Source organism: Pseudomonas sp. JV245A (genome assembly GCF_032424515.1).
Classification (GTDB): domain Bacteria; phylum Pseudomonadota; class Gammaproteobacteria; order Pseudomonadales; family Pseudomonadaceae; genus Aquipseudomonas; species Aquipseudomonas protegens.
Genome location: NZ_VYKE01000088.1, coordinates 1 through 23981, shown reverse-complemented (window position 1 = coordinate 23981; position 23981 = coordinate 1). Strand labels below are relative to the sequence as shown.

The window sequence follows — 23981 nt, the reverse complement described above, 5'->3', positions numbered from 1 at the left end:
GCAAGGTGTCGCTCAGGCCATGGCTGGCCTGGCTGAAGCCCTGCATGTAGACGCCGGCCTTGCAGCGCTCGTCGGTCACCAGGCGGTAATTGCGGTCCACCTCGAAGTCACCCAGGTAGGCCTGCAGCGGCGCCAGCAGTTGACGATGCATCTGCCGCTCGTAGCCGGTGGCCAGCACCACCGCATCGTAGTGACGCACTTCGCGCTCGCCGCTGGCACTGTTGCGCAGGATCAGCTCGATGCCCAGGTCGGTGGCGGTGGCCTTCTCCACCGTGGTCATGGTGCGGAAGGTGTGGCGTGCGATGCCGGAAACCTTCTGCCGGTAGAAAATCCCGTAGATGCGCTCGATCAGGTCGATGTCCACCACCGAATAGTTGGTGTTCTGGTATTCGCTGACCAGGCGCTCGCGCTCGCTGCCAGTCTGCTGGAACACCAGGTCGGTGAAGGCCGGGGAGAACACTTCGTTGACGAACGGGCTGTCATCCGCCGGCTTGAGTGCCGAACCGCGCATGATGATGTCGGCCTGCACCGAAGGGAAACTGTCGTTGAGGTCGATGAAGGCTTCTGCCGCGCTCTGCCCGCCGCCGATGATGGCGATGTTCATCGGTTTGCCACTGACACAGGGCTGGTTGGCCATGCGTTCCAGGTACTGGGAATGGTGGAACACCCGCGCATCGCCCTTGAGCCCCTTGAAGGTTTCCGGAACCCGCGCCGTGCCGCCGGCACTGACCACCACCGAACGGGTGGTGCGCACCAGTTCGCTGCCCTGGGCATCCCGGGAAATCACCCGCAACGCCTCGACCTGCTGGTTGTGCAGCACTGGCTCGATGGCCAGCACTTCTTCGCCGTAGCGGCTGTGTTCCTGGAAGTGCCCGGCCACCCAGCGCAGGTAGTCGTTGAACTCCATGCGGCATGGATAGAAGGTGCCCAGGTTGATGAAGTCCACCAGGCGCCCGTGGTGCTTGAGGTAGTTGACGAAGGAATAGGGGCTGGTGGGGTTGCGCAGGGTCACCAGGTCCTTGAGGAAGGAAATCTGCAGTTCGCTCTGGGTTACCAGGGTATTGCCATGCCAGCGATAGTCAGCCTGCTTGTCGAGGAACAACGCGTCCAGCGGACCGTGCTCCTGCCCGCGCTCCTCCAGCGCAATGGCCAGCGCCAGGTTCGAGGGGCCGAAACCGATACCGATCAAATCGTGAACGTGGGCCGATGCAATTGCCTGTGTCATTTCCAGTGTCCTCTGGATAAACCGCCTCAACGCGGGGGATAAAGTGTCACGGTGACCCGACTGGCCCATGCAGGACAGCAGATCGTCTGTTGAGTAGGGACGAGGACAATGAAAAAAAATTTAACTAAATACGTCTCAACGGCAAAGGCTTATTGAGCATCCCACTGGCGCAGGCGCGACCGGCAATGCTTCATGGCATTAACGATGTGTTTCTCCACCAGGCTGCGGGAAATCCCCAGCTGTTCGGCGATCTGCGGGTGGGACAGGCCTTCGAGCTTGCGCAGCAGGAAGCTCTCGCGACACAGCCGGGGCAGCTCGGCCAGGGCCCGTTGCAGCATTTCCAGGCGCTGGCCGTGATCCAGGCTGGTCTGCGGCGAAGGGTTGAAGTAACGCTCTTCGTTGTCCAGCACCTCCAGGGGCTCGGACTGGCGCAAGGCATTGCGCCGATGGCCGTCGATCACCAGGTTCAGGGCCGTGCGATAGAGAAACGCCCGCGGCTGCTCGATGGGGGTATCGCTGGAGCGCTCCAGGACCCGCACATAAGCGTCATGCACCACATCCTCGGCCACCTGGCGATTGCCCAGCTTGGCGTTGAGGAAGCACATCAGCTCGCGATAGTAGTTTTCCAACAGGGCTCCCGAGCGCCCACTGGGGCGGTTCTGTCCTTGAGCAAGTCCGGCCATGGCCGATTGCACCCGGTAATTCGTGATGGCTGTTTAGTAGCGGCGTAATTTATAGTAATTCTCATATAGATTTAAAGTAGCGCAGCACCGCGGTGGGTTTATTTTCAGTGTTCCGACAGCTGTAACGCCATGTGTCGGCAGTTAAATTCCCCCCCCGGCATCTCGTTTACCTGACAGCTCCCCGTCTCTGCCGTTCCTGCGGCAGCCGCAAGCCTGGCTGCCCCTTGTGCAGCTGGCCGTTGTGACGGGCCGATATCCCCTGGCCGGAACCCTGCATGAAACGTCCTCGCCCTACCCGACGCGCCCTGCTTGCCGCACTGTGTGTGATCCCCGTTGTTGCCATCGCTGCCTGGAAGTTCATCCCGGCAGGCCGTGACCAGTTCACCACCGTGCAAGTGAGCCGCGGCGATATAGAAAGCAGCGTCACCGCCCTGGGCACCTTGCAGCCACGACGCTACGTGGATGTGGGCGCCCAGGCGTCCGGGCAGATCCGCAAGATCCACGTCGAATCCGGTGATCAGGTCAAGGAAGGCCAGTTGCTGGTGGAGATCGACCCCTCCACCCAGCAAGCGAAACTCGACGCCAGTCGTTTCTCCATCGAGAACCTGCAGGCCCAGTTGCAGGAGCAATACGCCCAGAACCAGCTGGCCCGGCAGAAGTACCAGCGCCAGCAGAACCTCAAGGCCGGCGGTGCCACCCGCGAGGAAGACGTACAGACCGCCCAGGCCGAACTCAAGGCCACCCAGGCGCGGATCGACATGTACAAGGCGCAGATCCGCCAGGCCCAGGCCAGCCTGCGCAGCGACCAGGCCGAACTGGGCTACACGCGCATCTATGCCCCCATGTCCGGCACCGTGGTCGCGGTGGACGCCCGCGAAGGCCAGACCCTCAACGCCCAGCAGCAGACCCCGCTGATCCTGCGCATCGCCAAGCTCTCGCCCATGACCGTCTGGGCCGAAGTCTCGGAAGCCGATATCGGCCACGTCAAACCCGGCATGCACGCCTACTTCACCACCCTGAGCGGCGGCAACCGACGCTGGACCAGCACTGTGCGGCAGATCCTGCCGATCCCGCCCAAGCCCCTCAACGAATCCAGCCAGGGCAGCGGCAGCCCCAACAGCACCAGCAAGAGCGGCAGCGGCCGGGTGGTGCTCTACACCGTGCTGCTGGACGTGGACAACGCCGACAACGCCCTGATGGCGGAAATGACCACCCAGGTGTTCTTCGTCGCCAATCAGGCAAAAAATGTGCTCACCGCCCCCATCGCCGCCCTGCACGGCAGTACCGAGCCGGACCTGCAGATGGCTCGGGTAGTGGCCAAGAACGGCTCGATCGACGAACGCAAGGTACGGGTCGGCATCAGCGACCGCCTGCGCATCCAGATCCTCGACGGCTTGAACGAAGGTGATCATCTGCTGATCGGCCCGGCCAACAGCAGCGGGGGTTGAATGCAGACGCCTCTGATCGACCTCAGGAACATCCGCAAATCCTACGGCGGCGGCGACAGCCCGCAGGTCGATGTCCTGCGGGGCATCGACCTGTCGATCCACGCCGGCGAGTTCGTCGCCATCGTCGGCGCCTCGGGCTCCGGCAAGTCGACGCTGATGAACATCCTCGGCTGCCTGGATCGCCCGACCTCGGGCGAGTACCTGTTCGCCGGGGAGAACGTGGCTCACCTGGACAGCGACGAACTGGCCTGGCTGCGCCGCGAGGCCTTCGGCTTCGTGTTCCAGGGCTACCACCTGATCCCTTCCGGCTCGGCCCAGGAAAACGTCGAGATGCCGGCCATCTACGCCGGCACCCCGGCCGCCGAACGCCACGCCCGCGCCGCCGCCCTGCTGGACCGCCTGGGCCTGGCCAGCCGCAGCGGCAACCGCCCGCATCAATTGTCCGGTGGCCAGCAGCAACGGGTATCCATCGCCCGCGCCCTGATGAACGGCGGCCACATCATCCTCGCCGACGAACCTACCGGCGCCCTGGACAGCCACAGCGGCGCCGAAGTCATGGCCCTGCTGGACGAACTGGCCAGCCAGGGCCACGTGGTGATCCTCATCACCCACGACCGCGAAGTGGCGGCACGGGCCAAGCGCATCATCGAGATCCGCGACGGCGAGATCATCAGCGACACCGCCACCAGCGATCCCTCGGTACAACTGAGCGCCAACGCCGGCGCCCTGCAAGCCGTGGACCTGCGCCAGCGCCTGGCCGACGGCAGCGAGCCCACCGGTGCCTGGAAAGGCGAATTGCTGGAAGCCATACAGGCCGCCTGGCGGGTGATGTGGATCAACCGCTTCCGCACCGCCCTGACCCTGCTGGGGATCATCATCGGCGTGGCCTCGGTGGTGGTGATGCTGGCGGTAGGCGAAGGCAGCAAGCGCCAGGTGATGGCGCAGATGGGGGCGTTTGGCTCGAACATCATTTACCTGAGCGGCTACTCGCCCAACCCGCGCACCCCTGAAGGCATCGTCACCCTGGATGACGTCGCCGCCCTGGCCAATCTGCCCCAGGTGAAACGGATCATGGCGGTCAACGGCGCCAAGGCCGGGGTGCGTTTCGGCAACGCCGACTACATGAGCTACGTGGGCGGCAACGACACCAACTTCCCGGAAATCTTCAACTGGCCCGTGGCCCAGGGCAGCTACTTCAGCGAGGCCGACGAACGCTCGGCGGCGGCAGTGGCGGTGATTGGCCACAAGGTCCGGGAAAAGCTCCTCAAGGACGTGGCCAACCCCATCGGCCAGTACATCCTCATCGAAAACGTGCCGTTCCAGGTGGTCGGCGTACTCTCGGAAAAAGGCGCCAGCTCCGGCGACAGCGACAGTGACGACCGCATCGCCGTGCCCTACTCCGCCGCCAGCATCCGCCTGTTCGGCGACCACAACCCGCAATACGTGGCGATCGCCGCCGCCGATGCCAGCCGGGTCAAGCAGACCGAACAGGAGATCGATGAACTGATGCTGCGCATGCACGGTGGCAAGCGCGATTTCGAACTGACCAACAACGCCGCGATGATCCAGGCCGAGGCCCGGACCCAGAACACCCTGTCGCTGATGCTCGGCGCCATCGCCGCGATCTCGCTGCTGGTGGGCGGCATCGGGGTGATGAACATCATGCTCATGACCGTGCGCGAACGCACCCGGGAAATCGGTATCCGCATGGCCACCGGTGCCCGCCAGCGCGACATCCTGCGCCAGTTCCTCACTGAAGCAGTGATGCTTTCAGTGGTCGGCGGCCTGGCCGGCATCGGCGTGGCCCTGATCATCGGCGGCATCCTGATTCTCAGCGAAGTGGCGGTGGCCTTCTCCCTGGCCGCAGTGCTCGGCGCCTTCGCCTGCGCCCTGGTCACCGGCGTCATCTTCGGCTTCATGCCGGCCCGCAAAGCTGCCCGGCTCGACCCGGTCACGGCCCTTACCAGTGAATGATCGATCTATGAAAGTGCACCTGACCCTCCTGGCCGCCAGCGTCTTGCTGGCGGCCTGCAGCAGCCCGGCGCCGCGCCCGGAAAGCGGCCTGCAAGCACCGGCGTCCTGGCACTCTCCCGCCAGCCAGGGCGACCGGCAGCAAGACCTGCGCTGGTGGACCCGTTTCGGCAGCCCGGAGCTGGACCAACTGATCGCCGAAGCCCGGGCCGGCAGCCATGACCTGGCCGCCGCCATGGCCCGGGTCCGCCAGGCCCAGGCCAGTGCCATCGTCGCCGGGGCACCGCTGCTGCCCAGCGTCAATGGCACCTTCAACGCCAGCCGCAGAAAACAGTTGCGGGGCAACGACTCCAGCCAGCTCGATTCCAGCAGCAACAGCAAGGTCACGAACTCGTTCGACGCGGGCCTGAGCGCCACCTATGAAGTCGACTTCTGGGGCGGTCGCCGCGCCGCCTACGACAGCGCCCTACTCGGAGTCCAGGCCAGCAAGTTCGACCAGGCCACCGTTGAGCTGACCCTGCTCAGCGGCGTGGCCAACAGCTATGCCCAGGTCCTGTCCCTGCGCGAACAGAGCCGTATCGCCGAACTCAACCTGGCCAATGCGCAGAACGTGTTGCAACTGGTGCAGACCCGCTATGACTCCGGCTCGGCCACCGCCCTGGAACTGGCCCAGCAGAAAAGCCTGGTGGCCGCCCAGCAACGCCAGGTGCCCCTGGTACAACAGCAGGCCGAAGAGGCGCAGATCACCCTCGCCACCCTGCTGGGCCGGCCGGTACAGAGCCTGAAACTGAACGACCAGCCCTTTGCCCAATTGAACTGGCCGACCATCGATGCCGGGGTGCCCAGCGAACTGCTGACCCGCCGTCCCGATATCGCCGGTGCCGAGGCCCGGCTGGCGGCGGCCCAGGCCGATGTCAAAGTGGCGCGGGCGGCAATGCTGCCGACCCTGACCCTGACCGCCAACCTGGGTTCGAACGCCGACAAGCTGGGCAATGTCTTGCGCAATCCCTTCTACAACCTCACCTCCGGGCTGGTGGCGCCGATCTTCAACAACGGGCGCCTGAGCGCCGAACGGGACAGGACCACAGCGCGCCAGCAAGAGCTGCTGGAGACTTATCGCGGGGCGATCATCAATGGTTTTGCCGATGTGGAGAAAGCCCTCAACAGCATTCGCGGCCTGGACCAGCAACGCCAGTGGCAGAGCGAAGAACTGAACCAGGCGCAGCGCGCCTTCGAGATCGCCCAGAGCCGCTATCAGGCCGGCGCCGAAGACCTGCTGACCGTCCTGGAAACCCAGCGCACCCTGTACACCGTCCAGGACCAGAACGTGCAACTGCGGCTGTCGCGCCTGCAGTCGAGCATTGCCCTGTACAAGGCCCTGGGGGGCGGCTGGAGCCACTGACACGGCGGGAGTGCCCGGCCCGGTCACTCCCGCGCCCGGCGCAGCGGTCGAGCGTGAAATCGCTTAGAATCCCCTCCCGCCCCACCGCCAACAGAACCCCATGCCCCTCGAAAATGCGCCGCACGACCCACTGGCAGACCTGCTGGCCCTGCTGCGCAAGGTCTACCCCGACGGGCTCGACAACCGCGACTACAAGCGCCTTCTGGTGCTGCTGTACCCGCACTTGTGCGACCGCAATCTGGCGCAGTTGATGGCGCAGCTCACCCACAGGGACGCGGACCTCATTCTCAACGACCTCTACGCCGCCGTGACCGGCCAGCCGCCGCCCGCCGCAGAGCTGCAAGCGTTGCAGGCGCTACTGGAGCGGCACGGCGCCCGGGCCATCCTGACGGACGACTGACTGCGCAAGGAGCAAACAATGAACGTCGAGGACTTCAAGCAACTGCTGGACGAGCGCAAGCGCAGCCATCCGATCTGGTTCGAACTGCCGTCGGACCGCCTTGCCAGCCAAACCCAGATCCTGGAGGCGCAGCAGGCCTTGGGGCTGCAACTGCCAGCCGAATACGCCTGGTTCCTAAAGGAGTGCGGCGGCGGCTACTTTGCCCTGGGCACGCTCTACTCACTGGACAGCAGCAGTGATTTCCACCTGGTGCAGATCAACCGGGCGCACCAGGCCATCACCGGCCGTCACCTGCTGTTTTCAGAGAACGGTTGCGGTGACTTCTACGGGTTCAGGATCGAGAACCGGCACTGCCTGGCACCGGTCGAGTTTTTCGACCACAGCTGCGGGCAATGGCAAACCAGCCGATACAACGGGCTCTTGAGCTTCCTCGCCGAAGTGGCCCTGAGCAACTGAATCCCCCGCCTCAGAGCTTCAAGTGCTGGGCATACCAGGGCCGGCGCGGTGCCCGTTTGAGCAGGTCCGGCACCTCTTCGTCGCGGCTCAGGGCGATGCGCAAGGCCAGCTTCATGACCTCCTGATCCATCTCCAGGGACATTTCTCCCGGGGCATTGCCCAGGGGGCCGCAGCCATGGGTCGAGGCCCCCAGCCACGGGTCGTCGATCTCGACCCAACGCCCGGGGGCGAACCAGGGCACGCCATTGACCTCGCGGCGCAATACTTCGCCGGGGTGGTAGCGCTCGTGGGCCCGGAACCAGTCGTCGATCCGGTCATCGATCCAGCCATGGAATTTCCAGAACATGGGGTGCACGTGGGACGAGAAGGGATCGCCGAGAAAGTCATTCTGCGGCTGGTACCAGCGCCCGGCGAAGTCCGAGGACAGGCGCGCTTCCATCACCGGCATGCCGTTGGAAGGATCGCGGGCGACATCCGCCCAGCGCATGTGCAGCCAGTCGTGCAGGCCCAGCTCGACCTCGGACCCGAACTGGCCCAGGGTCAGGCGGCTGAGGTACTCGGGGTCCTGGTACTGCGACTCCCAGACCTGGAAGTTGCCATAGAACGCCGCATCACTTTTCAGCCCGTGCAGCCATTGGGTGAACTCTTCATCATCGTCGGCCACCCAGGCCGGTGGCACCGAACAGCCGTCGTGGTTTTCGTAATAGCGGATAAAGGCCTGCCGGTCCTGCTCAAGACGGGCACAGGGCTGCGGCAACTGCTGCCAGGACACCAGGCCCGGCTGCAACGAGCGGGCGTGCAGGAGCATGTGCCGGTGCATGAACAGAAAATCGATGCCCGAGGCATTGCGGTGCTTGCGCCGCCCACGGGCGTCACGTTCATGCTTGACCGGGCCCGGCTGCCAGCCGAGCCCCCGCAGGCTGTTGCGCTTGTCCTTGGGCAGGGTGTGCCAACGGTCCCGCGAAGCGTGCCAGAGCTGATGGAACAGGCGGTGCTGCGGCGATACCAGCCACGCCAGCAAGGCGGGGCTCAGCCCGCTCTGGTCCCGGGCGGCAGGAAAGACTCGCTTGCGCGCCACAAAACGCGCCGCGGATACCGGCGCCAGTGGCGACGCCTGCAGCGACTGCAGGCTGCCACTGAGGGTGCCGCTGCCGGCATTGCCCCAACTGGCCCAGACCTCATCGAGCACCACCTGGCATTCATGGCTGGGGGCACCGGCGATGCGGCCACCGGCAAACAAGCGCCAGCGCAACCTGGCGGCGTCCACCGACGCCAGGTCGCCCTGCACCATGAACTCCACCGGGCCGTCGCCTCGCAGGCTCTGCGCACGCCCCAGGAGGCCACGCAAGCCGCGCCCGGTGGGGCCGGCATCCAGTAACAACTCACACCCTTTACGAGGCAGGGATTGCGGTCCGTTGGCGTCGAGAAACTCGATATCCCAGATGCCCCGCAGGTGATCGGCAAGGCGCACGCCAGGGTCCAGGGCCACCTCCAGCTTGGCTTCCCCGGGGGTGATCTCCTGCTCTTCCTTGCGGCGAACATCCTGACGCAGCAACTCCTTCTGGGTGTAGAACGCCACAGGGATAGCCGCTCCTGTTACCGCCAGACCGGTCAAAAATCCTCTTCTCGAAAACCTCATCGCTCTACCTTTATCCAGTGGCGCGTCACGCATCTAGCTAGAACGTTGGATTTGCAGGGAAATTTACCGGCCAGCGATTGCCGCGACGCTAAATTTGCTCTCGGCCAGCTCGTTTATCGCGGATAGATGTGCACAAAAGGTCGGACCCGGCAGCACTGAACCCCAGGGCCCGACCCCGTCATCAGCCCGCCTGCGACTGGGATAGCAATGATCAAAATATCTGGTAAGAAAACCCTCTATCTGAGCCTGCTGATACTTATCATCGCCGCCCTCGGCGTCGGTGCCGGCGCGGCCTGGCACTACTACTGGAAGGATCGGGTGTCCTACCCCAACGAAATCGTCAAGCACGCCAACGACCTGCAAGAACGCATCATCTCCTTCGACAGCCACATCACCGTGCCCCTGGATTTCGGCACCGAAGGCAGCGAAGCGGACAAGGACACCTCTCGCCAGTTCGACCTGGTCAAGGCCGGTCGCGGCCGCATGTCCGGCGCCGCCCTGAGCATCCTGGCCTGGCCGGAGATGTGGAACGGCGCCAACGCGCCGCACCGCCCCACCGCTGGCTTCGTCGAGGAAGCCCGCCACCAGCGCGAGACCCGCTACCGGATCATCCAGGGCATGGTGCGTGACTTCCCCAACCAGGCCGCCATCGCCTACACCCCCGCCGACCTGCGCCGCATTGCCTCCGAAGGCAAGGTGGCGGTGGTGATCAGCCTGCTCAATGCCTACGCCATGGGCGACGACCTGGACCAGCTGGACCAGTGGGCCGCACGGGGCATGCGCCTGTTCGGCTTCAGCTATGTGGGTAACAACGACTGGGCCGACTCGTCGCGCCCGCTGCCCTTCTTCAATGACACCCGGGACGCCCTCGGCGGCCTCTCGCCCGTCGGCAAGCAGGCGGTGCAGCGGCTCAATGACCTGGGGGTGGTGATCGACGTCTCGCAGATGTCGAGCAAGGCCCTGGACGACGTTGCGAGCCTGACCCGGGCACCGGTGGTGGCTTCCCACTCCGCCCCCAGGGCGCTGGTGGATATCCCGCGCAACCTCAGCGACCAGGAAATGCAACAGATCAAGGCCACCGGCGGGGTGATCCAGGTCGTGGGCTTCTCCACCTACCTGCGCCCCCTCAGCCAGCCGACCCTGGACAAGCTCAATGCCTTGCGCAAGCGCTTCGACCTCGGGCCACTGCAAGGCCTGGAGAACGCACTGATGCCCGGCGACGCCGTGATCACCATCTGGCCGGAACAGCGCTTTGGCGAATACGCCAGCTCCCTGTACGGCATCCTCGATGAGGAACCCAAGGCCAGCCTCAAGGACTATGTCGACGCCATCGATTACACGGTGAAGAAAGTCGGCATCGACCACGTCGGCATCAGCTCGGACTTCAACGAGGGCGGTGGCGTCAATGGCTGGATGAGCGTGGCGGACAACCGCAACGTCACCGCCGAGCTGATCCAGCGTGGCTACAGCGATATCGAGATCGCCAAGCTCTGGGGCGAGAACTATCTGCGCGTCTGGGAACAGGTGCAGAAACTGGCCAAGCCTGCAAAACCCGCCCCTCAACCCGCCATCGCCGGCTAACCCATGACCACGAGCCTTCCTGTGACCAACCGTCGGACATTCCTCAAACAAGCAGGCCTGTTGGCCGCCGCCCTGCCCCTGGGCAACCTCGCCATCAGCCAGGCCCGGGCCGACAGTGCCACCGCCAGTGCTTCGCAGTGGACCCAATTGCGCCAGTTGTTCGACCTCGACCCGGACTACGTGCACCTGGCCAATTTCCTCATCACCTCGCACCCGAGGCCGGTGCGCGAGGCCATCGAAAAATACCGCGCAGTGCTCGACCGCAACCCGGCCATGGCCATGGACTACGACACCCAGTACACCTGGAAGCGCGAGGCCCAGGTGCGCGAAAGTGTCGGCCGCTACTTGCAGATCAAGCCCGGCCAGGTGGCCCTGACCGGCAGCACCACCGAAGGCCTGGCCCTGATGTATGGCGGCATCCACGTGCGCCCCGGACAGGAGATCCTGACCACGGTTCACGAGCACTACTCGACCCGCAACGCGCTGAAGTACCGCACCCAGCGCGACGGCACCCAGGTGCGCACCATCGAACTGTTCAAGTCGCCCCACCGGATGTCCACCGACGAAGTGCTGGGCAACATCGACCGCAACATCCGCGCCAACACCCGCGTACTGGGCATGACCTGGGTGCAGTCGGGCAGCGGCGTGAAACTGCCGATCGGCGAGATCGGCAAGCTGGTGGACCAGCACAACCGCAATCGCGATGAGCACGAGCGGATTCTCTACTGCGTCGATGGTGTGCACGGGCTGGGGGTGGAGGACATCACCTTTGCCGACCTGAACTGCGACTTCTTCGTCGCCGGCACCCACAAATGGATGTTCGGCCCCAGGGGTACCGGGATCTTCTGCTCGCGCTCGGAACAACTCGAACACCTGACGCCGATGGTGGCGACCTTCTCCGAAAACCAGAACTTCGCCACCACCATGACCCCCGGCGGCTACCACAGCTTCGAGCACCGCTGGGCCGTGGACCAGGCCTTCGACCTGCACATGCAGCTGGGCAAGGCCAACGTCCAGTCGCGCATCCACGAACTCAACAGCTACCTCAAGCAGCGCCTGCAGGAACACCCGGGCATCGAACTGGTCACGCCCCTGAGCCCCGAGCATTCCGCCGGCTTCACCTTCTTCCGCGGCCAGAACCTGGACACCGACGCCACCGCCGCCTGGCTGATCGAGAACCGCATCCTGGTGGACGCGGTGGACCGCGATGCCGGGCCGGTAGTGCGCATGGCCCCCGGCCTGCTCAACAGCGAGGCGGATATCGACCGGACCATGGACCTGCTGGGCAAGCGCCTGCGCAGCAGCAAGACCGCCTGAGCCGTTGCCACGCCCCCTGAACTCACATTGCACAAGGCTATTGACTGATGAAACCCATCGCCTATTCCTCCTTGGCCGCCCTGGCCGGTTGCCTGATCAGCCTCAACGCACACGCGGTAGAACCGCCCAAGCCCGGCAGCGTGTTCAAGGACTGCAAGAACTGCCCGGAAATGGTGGTCCTGCCGGCCGGCAGCTTTGTCATGGGTACCCCGGAAGACGAAGTGGGCCGCGAGCCCGATGAAGGCCCGCAGCACAGCGTGACCTTCAAGAACGCCTTCGCCATGAGCCGCTTCCATGTCACTGCCGCCGAGCTTGATGCCTACATCCGCGAAACCGGTACCGTGATCAAGGACGGCGACGACCGCCCCGGCCGCCTGTGCCAGGCCAGCAAACCACGCTATGAACAGGGGCCGCGCCAGCCGGCGGTCTGCGTCGACTACGCCGACGTGCAGGCCTATACCCAGTGGCTGTCGAAGAAAACCGGCAAGCACTACCGGATGGTCAGCGAGGCGGAACGCGAATACGCCGCACGCGCCGGCAGCACCGGTTCCTTTCCCTTCCCTTTCGACGAGGAAGGCCAGTACCAGATCACCAAGCACGCCAACACCTACGGCCCCAAGGACGGCTTCAGCTTCACCGCCCCGGTGGGCAGCTATCCGCCCAATGCCTTCGGCATGTATGACATGCACGGCAACGTCTATGAATGGGTCGCCGACTGCTGGCACCCCGACTACGTGGGCGCACCTGCCGATGGCCGGGCCTGGATGGAAGAGTCGGAAGGGGTGTGCCTGGATGCCCAGATTCGCGGCAACGACTGGGGCGAGGCACCGGTATTCTCGCGTTCGGGCAACCGCAACAGCCGCAAGCGCGAAGTGCGCGGGGACTGGCTGAGCTTCCGGGTCGTGCGTGAGCTGGAACAGCCCGGCGCCAGCCACAAGTAGACACCCCGATGAACAGCGGCCCGGGGCAACAACCGCACCGGGCCACTGGCAGTATCAGGCGACGTCCCGGGCCTTGCCGGCCTGAGCCTGGCGAAGGTTCTCCAGCATCAGCCACAGGCCCTGGCGCAAGGCCGGGAACAGGCTGTTGTTGAAGTTGTTCCAGCGCAGTTCGAGGATGGTGTCCTCGGGGCCGATTTCGGTGTTGAGCACGTCATGCAGCACCTCGCCGGAGTCGATACCGTTGTCCACGTAGTGGAACGAGGCACCGGTCAGGTATAGCGGCGCGGTCGGCTCGGTTTCCTTCGTCGCCCAATCCACTACTTTCTGCCCACGGGCGCCGTACAGGGCATTCCAGGTGGCATAGGCCCCGCGACGCTCATAGGGCGATTCAATGCGGGTGATGCCCGGGTGGATGTTCATGATCCGCCGGGCGAAAGGCGCTCCCGGGCGCACCAGTTCATCGAGGATCACCAGCAGGCCGTCGAGCACCACGATATCGGCTTTGAGCTCCACCAGGGTGTCGTGCAGGCGGCGTTCGAAATCCTGCTTGCCGGCGATGTGTTCGGCACTGCCGCGGGGATGGCGACGATAGGTGGACGGCACACTCAGCAGCAAGTCGTTGACCCGCTTGCCCTGCACTTCCAGGTCCGCCGGGTACAACCACTGGCGGCCCGGCTGGTAGGCAAAGCCGTAGTCGCTGACCAACTGCTGGTCCCGTGGCGACTGCTCGTCATCGTCGTAGACCACGCCCACCAGTTCGTAGGCCTCGCCCAGGGGCGTCTGGTTCAGCGTCTGGACCAGAAATTCCAGCACCGATTTCATGTAGCGCTCGTGGTCCTTGTAAGCCACCGCCTGCCCGGCCTTGTCGGCGGCGGCATTTCGCAGGGACCAGACATACACCAGATTCTTCTTTGTCATTTGCTCGCTCTCGCTCAATGGTTCAGGCACTGCGTCGATACACGTGCGCCCACAGAACAAGAACGAACCACAGGCAGGGCAATTTATCCGCAGTGCCCGCCGGGCTGGCATGCCGAGCTAAATACTGGCGTCGGCGCTTCGTTTGTCAGGGGTAAGGGTCTGCGTGCTACGACCCTCTATCCACTCTCTGGGAAGTACTTATGACCGACCCCAAGCGCGGCGCCTTCAACGGTCTGCTCGCATTGCTCAGGCCCTTTCGCACCATCGTGGTGATCTCCGTTGCCCTGGGCATGGCCGGCGGCCTGGCCATCACCCTGTTGCTGGCCACCATCAACAACGCCCTGCACTCGGCGACCGGCATGACCCAAGGCGTGGTCCTGACCTTCGCCGCCCTGTGCGTGCTGGCCCTGGTCAGTTCCATCGTCTCGGACATCGGCACCAACTATGTGGGACAACGGATCATTGCCGCCCTGCGCAAGGACCTGGGTGAAAAAGTACTCTCGGCGCCCATCACCCAGATCGAGCGCTATCGCTCCCACCGCCTGATCCCGGTACTGACCCACGACGTCGACACCATCAGCGACTTCTCTTTCGCCTTCACTCCCCTGGCCATCGCCACCACCGTCACCCTGGGTTGCCTGGGCTACCTGGCGTACCTCTCGGTGCCGATGTTCCTGATGATGGTGGTGGCCATCATCATCGGCACCAGTGTGCAGCTGGTGGCCGGCGGCAAGGGCATCAAGGGCTTCGATGAGGCTCGCGACCATGAGGACGAGCTGCAGCGCTACTACAACGCGATCGCCTCCGGTGCCAAGGAACTGCGCATTCACCGGCCCCGGCGCTTTCGCATGAATACCCAGCGCATCCAGAAAACCGCGGATCGCATCAGCGATATCCAGGTGCGCTCGGTAAACATCTACATCCTGGCCAAGAGCTTCGGCTCGATGCTGTTCTTCGTGGTCATCGGCCTGGCCCTGGCCATGCAGGCCTACTACCCGAACCCGGACCCTGCGGTGATCACCGGTTTCGTGCTGGTGCTGCTGTACATGAAGGGCCCGCTGGAACACGTGGTCGGCTACCTGCCCATCGTCGGCAAGGCCAAGATCGCCTTCGCCCGGATCAGCGAACTGTCCGAACGCTTCTCTTCTCCCGAGCCGCACCTGCTGATGGACGACAGCGAAGCGCCGCAAGCGGTGGTGCACAGCCTGGAACTGCGCGAGGTGCGCTACAGCCCGCCGCCGGTGGAAGGCAGCGAACCGTTCCACCTGGGCCCGATCAACCTGAACATCAAGCAGGGCGACATCGTCTTCATCGTCGGCGAGAACGGCTGCGGCAAGACCACCCTGATCAAGCTGTTGCTGGGCCTGTACCAGCCCCAGTCCGGGGAGATCCGTCTCAATGGCGAAGCGGTGACCGACCGGGCCCGGGATGACTACCGGCAGCTGTTCACCACGGTATTTTCCGACTACTACCTGTTCGACGACCTGGTCCAGGGCAATGCCGGCAAGTCGCTGGACGTCGCCACCCAGTACCTGAACCGCCTGGAAATCGCCCACAAGGTCAGCGTCAAGGATGGCGCCTTCACCACCACCGACCTGTCCACCGGCCAGCGCAAGCGCCTGGCCCTGGTCAATGCCTGGCTGGAAGAGCGCCCGGTGCTGGTGTTCGACGAATGGGCCGCCGACCAGGACCCGGCCTTCCGGCGGATTTTCTACACCGAGCTGCTGCCCGATCTCAAGCGCCTGGGCAAGACCATCATCGTGATCAGCCACGACGATCGCTACTTCGACATTGCCGACCAGTTGGTGCGCATGAAGGCCGGACGAGTCCTGACTGAACTGCAACCGGCGTGATTGTTTCCGGTTTATGGCAGCTGATGCGTCATACAGACAGAACTGAGAATTAATACCATTAACAGTCACTACATCTGCCGGATCTATAAGAGCATATGAGCATGCCCGCACAACACCGACTGACCCCTTTGACGAAAGCGCTGCTTCGCCAGGCCTTCTCGCCAAAACTGGCTTCCCGCACCCTGGGCCTGGCCCTGACCCTGCCACTGATGGCTCAGGTCCAGGCCCAGGAAATCCATTTCAACATCGTCTCGCAGTCCATGTCTGCGGCCCTGCAGGAGTTCGGGCGCCAGGCCAATATGCAGGTGCTCTACAACCCTGACGATGTGCAAGGCAAGCGCAGCAACGCCCTCAGCGGCAGCTATTCGCCGGAGCGGGCCATCGCGGCCATGCTCAATGGCACGGGGGTGGCCTACACCCTCAAGGACAACTCGGTCACTATCCGCAACCATGGTGGCAACGGCTCGCTGGAACTGGGGACCAGCACCATCAGCGGCCAGGGCCTGGGCACCACCACCGAGGACACAGGTTCCTACACCACCGGGGCCATGCAGACCGCCAGCAAGCTGTCGCTGACGGCCCGGGAAACCCCGCAGTCGGTCACGGTCATCACCCGCCAGCGCATGGATGACCAGAACATGAGGTCCCTGGAGGATGTGCTCAAGGCCACCCCCGGCATTTCCATCACCAAGGACGGTCCGCAGCGGCCGACCTTCTACTCCCGTGGTTTTGCCGTCGAAAACCTGATGACCGACGGCTTGCCCAACGATTTGACCCACTACCTGAGCCGGGACATGAACTCCTCGGCTGACATGGCGATCTTCGACCATGTGGAAGTGGTGCGTGGCGCCACCGGGATGATGCAGGGCGCAGGTAACCCGTCGGCAGCGATCAACATGGTGCGCAAGCGCCCCACCGCCACACCGCGGGTTACCGTCACCGGCAGCGCCGGCAGCTGGGACGACTACCGCACCGAGATCGACGCCTCCAACGCCCTCAACGAAAGCGGCACCCTGCGCGGCCGGGTGGTCGCCGCCTATCAGAGCAAGGGCAGCTTCCAGGACTTCGTCAGCAGTGAACGCAACGTGTTCTACGGCATCACCGAGGCCGACCTGAACGAAGACACCACCTTCACTTTTGGCGTCTCCAACCAGAGCGGCAGAAACAACACTTCCTGGGGTGGCCTGCCGGTTGCAGCCGACGGCAGCGACCTGCACCTCAAGCGCTCGACCTACCTGGGCAGCAAGTGGGAGTACTGGGATCAGAACAACACCACGGCGTTCAGCCGCCTGGAGTATCGCTTCGCCAACAGCTGGAAAATGCTCCTGTCCGCCAGCAAGAGCTGGTCGGACCTGAACATGCTCGGCTCCATTCCGGAACGCATGGGCGCCAACTACGATGAGTTCGGCCAGAATATCGGTCGCTACGACTACGAAGACCAGCAAAACAGCTACGACGGCTACGTCACCGGTCCCTTCTCCCTGTTCGGGCGTACCCATGAACTGGTGGTGGGCGCCAGCCGGCGCGACCTGACGTTCAAAGGCAAGGGCCTGCCCATCGACCTTGAGACCCACACCAACATCTACAAACCCAGCGGCATTCCCAAGCCGGACATGAGTGCCAACCCCTGGACACAACGCCGTACCAGCCAGCTGGAAGGCACCTACGTCACCACTCGGCTGAGCATCACCGATGACCTGAAGCTGATCCTGGGCGGCCGCCTGGACTGGTACGACTATGACGTGACCACCACCTGGAACGGCAAGGCCTCCGCCTCCAGCCTGCCGAACAAAGTGACACGCCACCTGACCCGCTATGCCGGGGCCATCTATGACCTGGACCAGAACCACTCGGTCTATGTCAGCTACACCGATATCTTCAAGCCACAGACCGAACTCGACGCCTCCAACGGCGCGCTCAAGCCGATCGAAGGCAAGAACTACGAACTGGGCATCAAGGGCGAGTACTTCGACGGCAAACTCAATGCCAGTGCGGCGATCTTCCGCATCGACCAGGAAAACCGTGCCAAGGCCCTCCACCCCGACCTGTGCAGACCCGGCACCGCCTGCTACGAAGCCGCGGGCCAGGTGCGCAGCGAAGGTATCGAGCTGGAAATCAACGGCTCCCTGGCCCCGGGCTGGGAACTGGGGGCGGGCTACACCTATGCCTCGGTCAAGTACACCAAGGACTCCAATGAAGCCAACGTCGGCCGCCTGTTCGACACCGACATCCCGCGCAGCGTGTTCAAGGCCTTCACCACCTACCAACTGCCCGGCGACCTTAACCGCTGGACCATCGGCGGCGGGATCTATGGCCAGAACACCATCTACAACAAGGGCACCAACGACTACCTGAGCACCTTCGACTACCGCATCGAACAGAAGTCCTACGCCCTGGTGGACCTGATGACCAGCTACAAGGCCTCGGAGAATGTGAACATTCGCCTCAACGTCAACAACCTCTTCGACAAGCGCTACTACCAGAGCATCGGCACCAACACCGACTACGGCACCAGCCTCTACGGCGACCCGCGCAATGCCATGGTCACGGTCAGCTGGTCTCTGTGAATCACGTCCTCCCCCTGTAGGAGCCGGCTTGCCGACGAAGGCGCCCGCAAGTCATGCAGCGCCCCGGGTGACGTCTTCGCTGGCAAGCCAGCTCCTACAGCAGTCAGATGCACGGTGCAGATCCCCGCAGGAGCCGGCTTGCCGGCGAAGGCGCCCTTAAGACCTGCGCACGTTCGCTGGCAAGCCAGCTCCTACAGAGCGAGGGCGAGCCGTTGATTTGCTTATGACGAAAACGACAAAGGCCTGGACCGTTGCCGGTCCAGGCCTTTGTCGGTGTCTCAGTTCAAGCAGGTCAGCAACTGCTCTGTGAAGCTCTCCAGCAAGGCTCGGCTGTCCACCATGGCTTCATGGCGGGCCTCGATACGGCGTGAAGCGGCGATCTCACCACCCTGCACCTCGCGACCCATGGCCTGCTCCATGACCTGGATCCGCTCCCGGGCATAATCGCTGGACCACCATAGCCGCGGCGCAACCCGCAGGGGGCGATAGGCATAGGCCGCAGACAAGGCGCTCAAGTCATTGAACACCGCGCTGACCAGCGAGGCGTCGAACTCGGCCTTGAACAGCCCCACCACCCGATCCAGCTCGCCGGGAGCCAGGGGGATATTGCCAGCCACCCAGCCATGGATGCTCTGCCAGTCGAGCTCGGCTTCGCGCCTCAAGCGGCTCTCGATCATCCCTGCACTGCCCGGGAACTGCTGGCAGAGCTTGTCGATGATCGCCTGCCACTCGGACTCGGCCGTCACAGTGACTGGCATCTCCTGCGTCTGGATCTGATCGTCCCCGGCGCCCTGAGGCGGTGTCGGGTCGAGCAGGCCGAGGAAACGCACCGTCTCTCCCGCCGCCTCCAGTTCGCTGGCCACGTCCATGGCAATGGACCCGCCCAGGGACCAGCCTGCCAGGTAGTAAGGACCTGTCGGCTGCACCTGGCGGATGCTGGCGACATAGCGCTCGATCATGGCCTGCCATGAAACCTCGCTCCAGTCGGTTTGCAGGTAGGCCTGGTGCAGCACGCCATACACCGCGCAACGGTCGCGCAACTGCGCCGCCAACGGCAGGTAGCCATACACGCTGCCCCCCGCCGGGTGGAAGCAGAACAGCGGCTGGCCGGAGCCGCCCAGGGCGATGACATTCTGTGCACTGTCGGGCTGACCGGCTGCGATCACACCAGCCAGTTGCCCCACGGTCGGCGCCGTGAACAGCGCATTGATGCTCAGTTGCACAGCCAGTGCCTGGTTGATGGCGCCGATCAGGCGCAAGGCATCCAGGGAGTGCCCACCCAACTCGAAGAAGTTGTCGTCCAGGCCCACCTGATCGACGCCCAGCACCTGGCTCCAGAGGGCGGCGACCTGCTGTTCCAGCTCGCTCTGTGGAGCGATGTAGGCCTGCTGCAACAGGCTGGCCTCGGCCTTGGGCAGGGCCTTGCGGTCCAGCTTGCCATTGGGGCTCAACGGCAGCGCTTCGAGGAACAGCAGGTGCGCCGGCAGCATGTAGTCCGGCAGCACCTCCTTGAGGGCCGCTTTCAATTGCTCGCGCAGTTGCGCCTGGGCCTGCGGCGTATCGGCCGCCACCTGCGCGGCTGGCACTACATAAGCCACCAGTTGTGGCCCGCTCGCGCCGTCCTGGGCCAGTACAAGCGCCTCGCGTACTGGCGTCAGCTCCAGCAGCCGCGCTTCGATCTCGCCCATTTCGATGCGGAAACCGCGGATCTTCACCTGGTGGTCGATGCGCCCGGCGTATTCGATCACGCCTTCGGCGTCATAGCGGGCCAGATCGCCGGAGCGATACAGGCGCCCACCATCGCTGCTGAACGGATCGGGAATGAAACGCTCGGCAGTCAGGCCTGGGCGGTCGTGGTAACCCCGGGCCAGCAGGTCGCCACCGATCATCAGCTCGCCAATCACACCGTTGAGCGGCAGGTTGCCGCTGCTGTCCAGCAGGTAGATGGAACGGCCCGGCAGGGCCTTGCCCAGTGGAATCACCGCCGGCAGCGGCTCGGTCCCCTTCAGGTAGGCACCGCAGTCATGGGCCGTGGCACTCACGGTGGCCTCGGTGGGCCCGTAGGTGTTGAGCAGGCAGGCGTGTTTCAGGCCGGCCTGCTTCCAGGCGGCCACGCCTTCCGCCGGCATGGCCTCGCCCCCCAGGTTGAGCTGACGCAGGCGGCCAAAGTCCCGCGGCCCCTTGGCGGCGAAGTCCTTGCCCAGCATGAACCAGTAGGCGGTGCTCAAGTCGACGATACTGATGCCTTGCTCGATCAGCTCGCGGTAGAAGGTTTCGCTGTCCCACAGCGCCTTGCCGCGGATCACCACCGAAGCACCACGGATCAGCGCCGGGTACAGCTGTTCGACAAAGGCATCGAAGTTGAAGGTGGAGAACTGCAAGCCACGGTCCGCAGCCGTCATGTTGAAATGGCTGGCGGTGGCCCGTGCGTGCTGGCTCAGGGCGTTGTGGGTAATACCTACGCCCTTGGGCCGGCCGGTGGAGCCGGAGGTGTACATCACATAGGCCAGGTTTTCCGCGCTGCTGCGCTCAGGCGGGTTGCCCTGCGCCATACCGGCCAGCCAGACGGGAGCCTGGTCCAGGCACAGGTACGGCACCGCGAGGCCATCCTGCAAACGCTCCAGCAGCGGCGACTGGGTCAGCAGCAACTGGATGCCGCTGTCCTGCATCATGTAGTGCAGGCGCTCCTGGGGGTACTCGGGGTCCAGCGGCACGTAGGCGCCACCGGCCTTGAGCACCGCCAGCAGGCCGACAATCATGTCCAGCCCGCGCTCCACGGCAATGCCCACCCGCACATCCGGGCCTACACCCTGCTCGATCAGCTTATGGGCCAACTGGTTGGCCCGCTGGTTGAACTGGCCATAGCTCAGTTGCTCACCGGCGCACAGCAGCGCCACGGCATCCGGAGTGCGCGCGGCCTGGGCTTCGATCAACTGGTGGATATTCAAGTCCCGGCCCACTTGCCCGGCCGCCCGGCGGGACTCCTGTTCAACGACCGTCCGTTGCCCGTCGCTGAGCAGCGAAAGATCCCCCAGGCACTGCCCGGGGTTGCCGATCATGGCCTGCAGCAGCTGTTGCAGGCCCTCGGCCAACTGCTGGATCGCGGCGGCACTGAAGTGCTGGCACGAATAGCTGTAGTCGAACGACAGGCGCTCAGCGACGAACACCGACAACGTCAGCGGATAGTTGGTCTGCTCATGATTGCCTACCGCGCCAAATTGCAACTGTGCCGGCGAGCCTTTCTCCAGGGCTTCGGACACCGGGTAGTTCTCGAACACCAGGATGTTGTCGAACAGTGCCTCGCCCCCCAGGCCCGCCCAGCGCTGCACGTCGTACAGTGGCGTGTGTTCGAAGTCACGCAGGGCCAGGTTGCGCTCCTGCACAGCCTGCAACCAGTCGCTGACCGACAACTGCGGAAGTGGCGCGGCCACCACCGGCAAGGTGTTGATGAACAGGCCGATCTGCTGCTCCACGCCCTTGAGTTCCGCCGGCCGGCCAGACACGGTGGCGCCGAACACCACAGTGTCCTGCCCGGTGCAGCGTTGCAGCAGCAACAGCCAGGCGGCCTGCACCAGGGTGTTGACCGTGACCTTCTGCTGGCGGGCAAACTCGCCCAGGCTGCGGGTCTGGGCCTCGTCGAGGGTGCAGCCATGGCTGCCATGGCCCTCCTCCAGCGGCGCTCGTGCACCGGCAGCAATGGCCTGGGCCAGACGGGTCGGCTCATCCAGCCCCTGCAGTTGCTGTTTCCAGAAATGCTCACTGAGGGTGGCGTCCTGGCGTTGCAGCCAGGCGATGTAGTCGCGGTAGCGCCCGGTCAGGTGCTGCGGCAATTGACCGGCATAACGTTGCAGTACTTCACCGAGCAACTGCGAGTTGCTCCAGCCGTCCATCAGGATGTGGTGGTTGGTGTAGATCAGGTGGTAACGCTGCTCGCCAGTGCGCACCAGGGTCAGGCGCAGCAGGGGTGCAGCGGCCAGATCGAAGCCCCGTTGACGCTCGGTCGCCGCCAGGGTGTCCAGGGCTTGCGGGGTCTGCTGCGTCGAGCGCCAGTCGTGCTCGACACACTCCAGGCTGACCTGCTTGTACACCACCTGGATCGGCGCCGGCAGTTCGCCCTGCCAGAGGAAACCGCTGCGCAGGATGTCATGACGCTCGATGGTTGCCTGCCAGGCCTGGCGGAAGCGCTCGGGATCGAGCCCGTCCACATCCACTCGTAGCTGGTTGATGTAGTCGCCACCCTCCTCTTGATACAGGGTGTGGAACAGCATGCCTTGCTGCATCGGCGACAGCGGATAAAGGTCCTCGACCTGTGCCAGGGCCAGCGGCAAGCGGTCCAGCTGTTGCTGGCTCAGGCCGGCCAGCGGGAAGTCCGATGGCGTGGCGCCACGGTGCTCGGGCTGGCTGCAATGCTCGATCAGCGCCTTGAGTTCCCGGGCGTAGTCATCCGCCAGGTGCTCGATGGTGGCGGTATCGAACATCGCCCGGCTGAAGTTCCAGCCCAGGCTCAGCTCACCGCCATAGACCTGGCCATTGAGAGTCAACCAGTTGCCCAGGGGGGCGTGCAGGCTCTGGTCGTCGCCCTTGGCCTCATTGGCCGGGGCAAACCATGCCTGCTGGTCATCGAAACTGCCGTCGAACTGTCCCAGGTAATTGAAGGTGATGCGCGGCACCGCCAGTGCGGCAAGGGCTGCCTGTGCTTGAGCATCCCCCAGGTAGCGCAAGGCACCGAAGCCGATGCCCTTGTTCGGCACCGCCCGCAGCTGTTCCTTGATGAACTTGATCGAGTCGGCCAGGGCCGGCTGCGGCGTCAGCTTCACCGGGAACACGCTGGTGAACCAGCCCACGGTGCGACTCAGGTCGATGCTGTCGAACAGCTCTTCTCGGCCGTGGCCTTCCAGCTGCACCAGGGCGCTGCTGTCGCCGGTCCAGCGGGTGATGACCCGGGCCAGGGCGGTAAGCAGCAGATCGTTGATCTGGGTGCGATAGGCTGCCGGTGCGTCCTGCAACAGACGTTGGGTATCACCCTTGCTCAGCCGGGTTTCGACACTGCTCGCGTGCTGGTTCTGCAACCCGTCGTGGCCGTGGTCGCAAGGCAGGTTCGATTCGACACCCTGCAACTGTGCCTGCCAGTAACCCAGCTCCTGCTGCAGCGCCGCGCTGCTGGCATAGGCCTGCAACTGCCCGGCCCAGGCCTGGGTCGAGCTGGACTTGGCCGGCAGTGCCTGGCCGCCCAGCAAGGCTTGCAGATCCTCCAGGAGAATCCGCCAGGACACCCCATCCACCACCAGGTGATGAACGATCAGCAACAGGCGCTGGCTCTGGTCGGCCAGGGTGAACAGCACGGCCCGCAGCAACGGGCCATCCTGCAGGTTGAGGCTGCGCTGGGCCTGCTCGGCAAACTGCTGCAAGGCCTGGGCATCGGCGACATTGGCCTGCCACAGCAGTTGCACCGGCTCCTCGGCATCGGCAAAGGCTGCACGCCACGTGCCCTGATGTTCGGTAAAGCGCAGGCGCAAGGCATCGTGCTGCACCGTCAGGGCCTGCAATGCGCTTTCCAGGGGCTGGGCTTGCAGCGCCTGT

General features: G+C 64.4%; 15 protein-coding genes. 10 read left to right on the top strand and 5 right to left on the bottom strand.

Features of this window, described 5'->3' with window-relative positions; genetic code table 11:
* Both F6S12_RS21160 and F6S12_RS21155 read right to left on the bottom strand, forming a co-directional pair.
* On the bottom strand, nt 1-1225 hold a 1225-nt coding region (locus F6S12_RS21160), incomplete at its 3' end, for a lysine N(6)-hydroxylase/L-ornithine N(5)-oxygenase family protein (protein ID WP_315869297.1).
* A gap of 149 nt (nt 1226-1374) precedes the next feature.
* Nucleotides 1375-1857 carry a sigma-70 family RNA polymerase sigma factor gene (locus tag F6S12_RS21155; protein ID WP_026020154.1) on the bottom strand — a complete coding sequence of 161 codons (483 nt, stop codon included), beginning with the start codon at nt 1855-1857 and terminating at the stop codon, nt 1375-1377.
* A gap of 326 nt (nt 1858-2183) precedes the next feature.
* Here F6S12_RS21155 and F6S12_RS21150 point away from each other — a divergent pair, with 326 nt between their 5' ends.
* The 5 genes from F6S12_RS21150 (at nt 2184) to F6S12_RS21130 (ending at nt 7585) form a co-directional block, all read left to right on the top strand.
* The gene (locus tag F6S12_RS21150) at nt 2184-3356 is read left to right on the top strand and encodes an efflux RND transporter periplasmic adaptor subunit (RefSeq protein ID WP_011062362.1); all 1173 of its coding nucleotides are present in this window, start codon (nt 2184-2186) and stop codon (nt 3354-3356) included.
* Nucleotides 3357-5330, top strand: a complete 1974-nt coding sequence (locus F6S12_RS21145; RefSeq protein WP_315869296.1) for a MacB family efflux pump subunit — start codon at nt 3357-3359, stop codon at nt 5328-5330. It abuts the gene before it with no gap.
* A gap of 7 nt (nt 5331-5337) precedes the next feature.
* Nucleotides 5338-6729: an efflux transporter outer membrane subunit gene (locus tag F6S12_RS21140; RefSeq protein WP_315869295.1), complete on the top strand. Its 1392-nt coding sequence runs from the start codon at nt 5338-5340 to the stop codon at nt 6727-6729.
* 100 nt (nt 6730-6829) lie between these two features.
* Nucleotides 6830-7129 (top strand): DUF3349 domain-containing protein, encoded by a 300-nt coding sequence (locus tag F6S12_RS21135; protein ID WP_123472801.1) that lies wholly within the window; start codon nt 6830-6832, stop codon nt 7127-7129.
* Between the two features lie 18 nt (nt 7130-7147).
* Entirely contained in the window at nt 7148-7585 is a 438-nt protein-coding gene (locus tag F6S12_RS21130) for an SMI1/KNR4 family protein (protein ID WP_053159572.1), read from the top strand.
* Between the two features lie 10 nt (nt 7586-7595).
* Here F6S12_RS21130 and F6S12_RS21125 read toward each other — a convergent pair whose 3' ends face one another.
* Complete coding sequence (locus F6S12_RS21125) at nt 7596-9224, bottom strand: twin-arginine translocation signal domain-containing protein (protein WP_123472802.1); 1629 nt, start codon at nt 9222-9224, stop codon at nt 7596-7598.
* Between the two features lie 207 nt (nt 9225-9431).
* Here F6S12_RS21125 and pvdM point away from each other — a divergent pair, with 207 nt between their 5' ends.
* From pvdM to F6S12_RS21110, 3 genes are read left to right on the top strand one after another with little or no spacing between them, the layout of a single operon-like run.
* Entirely contained in the window at nt 9432-10805 is a 1374-nt protein-coding gene (gene pvdM, locus F6S12_RS21120; protein ID WP_123430433.1) for a pyoverdine-tailoring dipeptidase-like protein PvdM, read from the top strand.
* A gap of 21 nt (nt 10806-10826) precedes the next feature.
* Nucleotides 10827-12122 carry an aminotransferase class V-fold PLP-dependent enzyme gene (locus F6S12_RS21115; protein WP_041752428.1) on the top strand — a complete coding sequence of 432 codons (1296 nt, stop codon included), beginning with the start codon at nt 10827-10829 and terminating at the stop codon, nt 12120-12122.
* Nucleotides 12123-12169: 47 nt separating this feature from the next.
* Entirely contained in the window at nt 12170-13063 is an 894-nt protein-coding gene (locus F6S12_RS21110; RefSeq protein ID WP_015636420.1) for a formylglycine-generating enzyme family protein, read from the top strand.
* A gap of 54 nt (nt 13064-13117) precedes the next feature.
* Here F6S12_RS21110 and F6S12_RS21105 read toward each other — a convergent pair whose 3' ends face one another.
* Nucleotides 13118-13981 carry a formyltransferase family protein gene (locus F6S12_RS21105; RefSeq protein WP_019094655.1) on the bottom strand — a complete coding sequence of 288 codons (864 nt, stop codon included), beginning with the start codon at nt 13979-13981 and terminating at the stop codon, nt 13118-13120.
* Nucleotides 13982-14181: 200 nt separating this feature from the next.
* On the opposite strand from F6S12_RS21105, the gene F6S12_RS21100 reads away from it, so the two are divergent.
* Nucleotides 14182-15834: a cyclic peptide export ABC transporter gene (locus F6S12_RS21100; protein ID WP_210483509.1), complete on the top strand. Its 1653-nt coding sequence runs from the start codon at nt 14182-14184 to the stop codon at nt 15832-15834.
* A gap of 95 nt (nt 15835-15929) precedes the next feature.
* Nucleotides 15930-18401, top strand: coding sequence for a TonB-dependent siderophore receptor (locus F6S12_RS21095; protein ID WP_053159578.1), 2472 nt, complete (start codon nt 15930-15932; stop codon nt 18399-18401).
* Between the two features lie 278 nt (nt 18402-18679).
* Here F6S12_RS21095 and F6S12_RS21090 read toward each other — a convergent pair.
* Nucleotides 18680-23981 (bottom strand): non-ribosomal peptide synthetase (locus F6S12_RS21090; protein WP_315869294.1); only part of this gene is annotated, 5302 nt, incomplete at its 5' end.

Bases quoted from the DNA above. Each gene is read 5' to 3' on its own strand.
- F6S12_RS21150 (WP_011062362.1), top strand. From the start codon at position 2,184: ATGAAACGTCCTCGCCCTACCCGACGCGCCCTGCTTGCCGCACTGTGT.
- F6S12_RS21145 (WP_315869296.1), top strand. From the start codon at position 3,357: ATGCAGACGCCTCTGATCGACCTCAGGAACATCCGCAAATCCTACGGC.
- F6S12_RS21140 (WP_315869295.1), top strand. From the start codon at position 5,338: ATGAAAGTGCACCTGACCCTCCTGGCCGCCAGCGTCTTGCTGGCGGCC.
- F6S12_RS21135 (WP_123472801.1), top strand. From the start codon at position 6,830: ATGCCCCTCGAAAATGCGCCGCACGACCCACTGGCAGACCTGCTGGCC.
- F6S12_RS21130 (WP_053159572.1), top strand. From the start codon at position 7,148: ATGAACGTCGAGGACTTCAAGCAACTGCTGGACGAGCGCAAGCGCAGC.
- F6S12_RS21125 (WP_123472802.1), bottom strand. From the start codon at position 9,224: ATGAGGTTTTCGAGAAGAGGATTTTTGACCGGTCTGGCGGTAACAGGA.
- pvdM (WP_123430433.1), top strand. From the start codon at position 9,432: ATGATCAAAATATCTGGTAAGAAAACCCTCTATCTGAGCCTGCTGATA.
- F6S12_RS21110 (WP_015636420.1), top strand. From the start codon at position 12,170: ATGAAACCCATCGCCTATTCCTCCTTGGCCGCCCTGGCCGGTTGCCTG.
- F6S12_RS21105 (WP_019094655.1), bottom strand. From the start codon at position 13,981: ATGACAAAGAAGAATCTGGTGTATGTCTGGTCCCTGCGAAATGCCGCC.
- F6S12_RS21100 (WP_210483509.1), top strand. From the start codon at position 14,182: ATGACCGACCCCAAGCGCGGCGCCTTCAACGGTCTGCTCGCATTGCTC.
- F6S12_RS21095 (WP_053159578.1), top strand. From the start codon at position 15,930: ATGAGCATGCCCGCACAACACCGACTGACCCCTTTGACGAAAGCGCTG.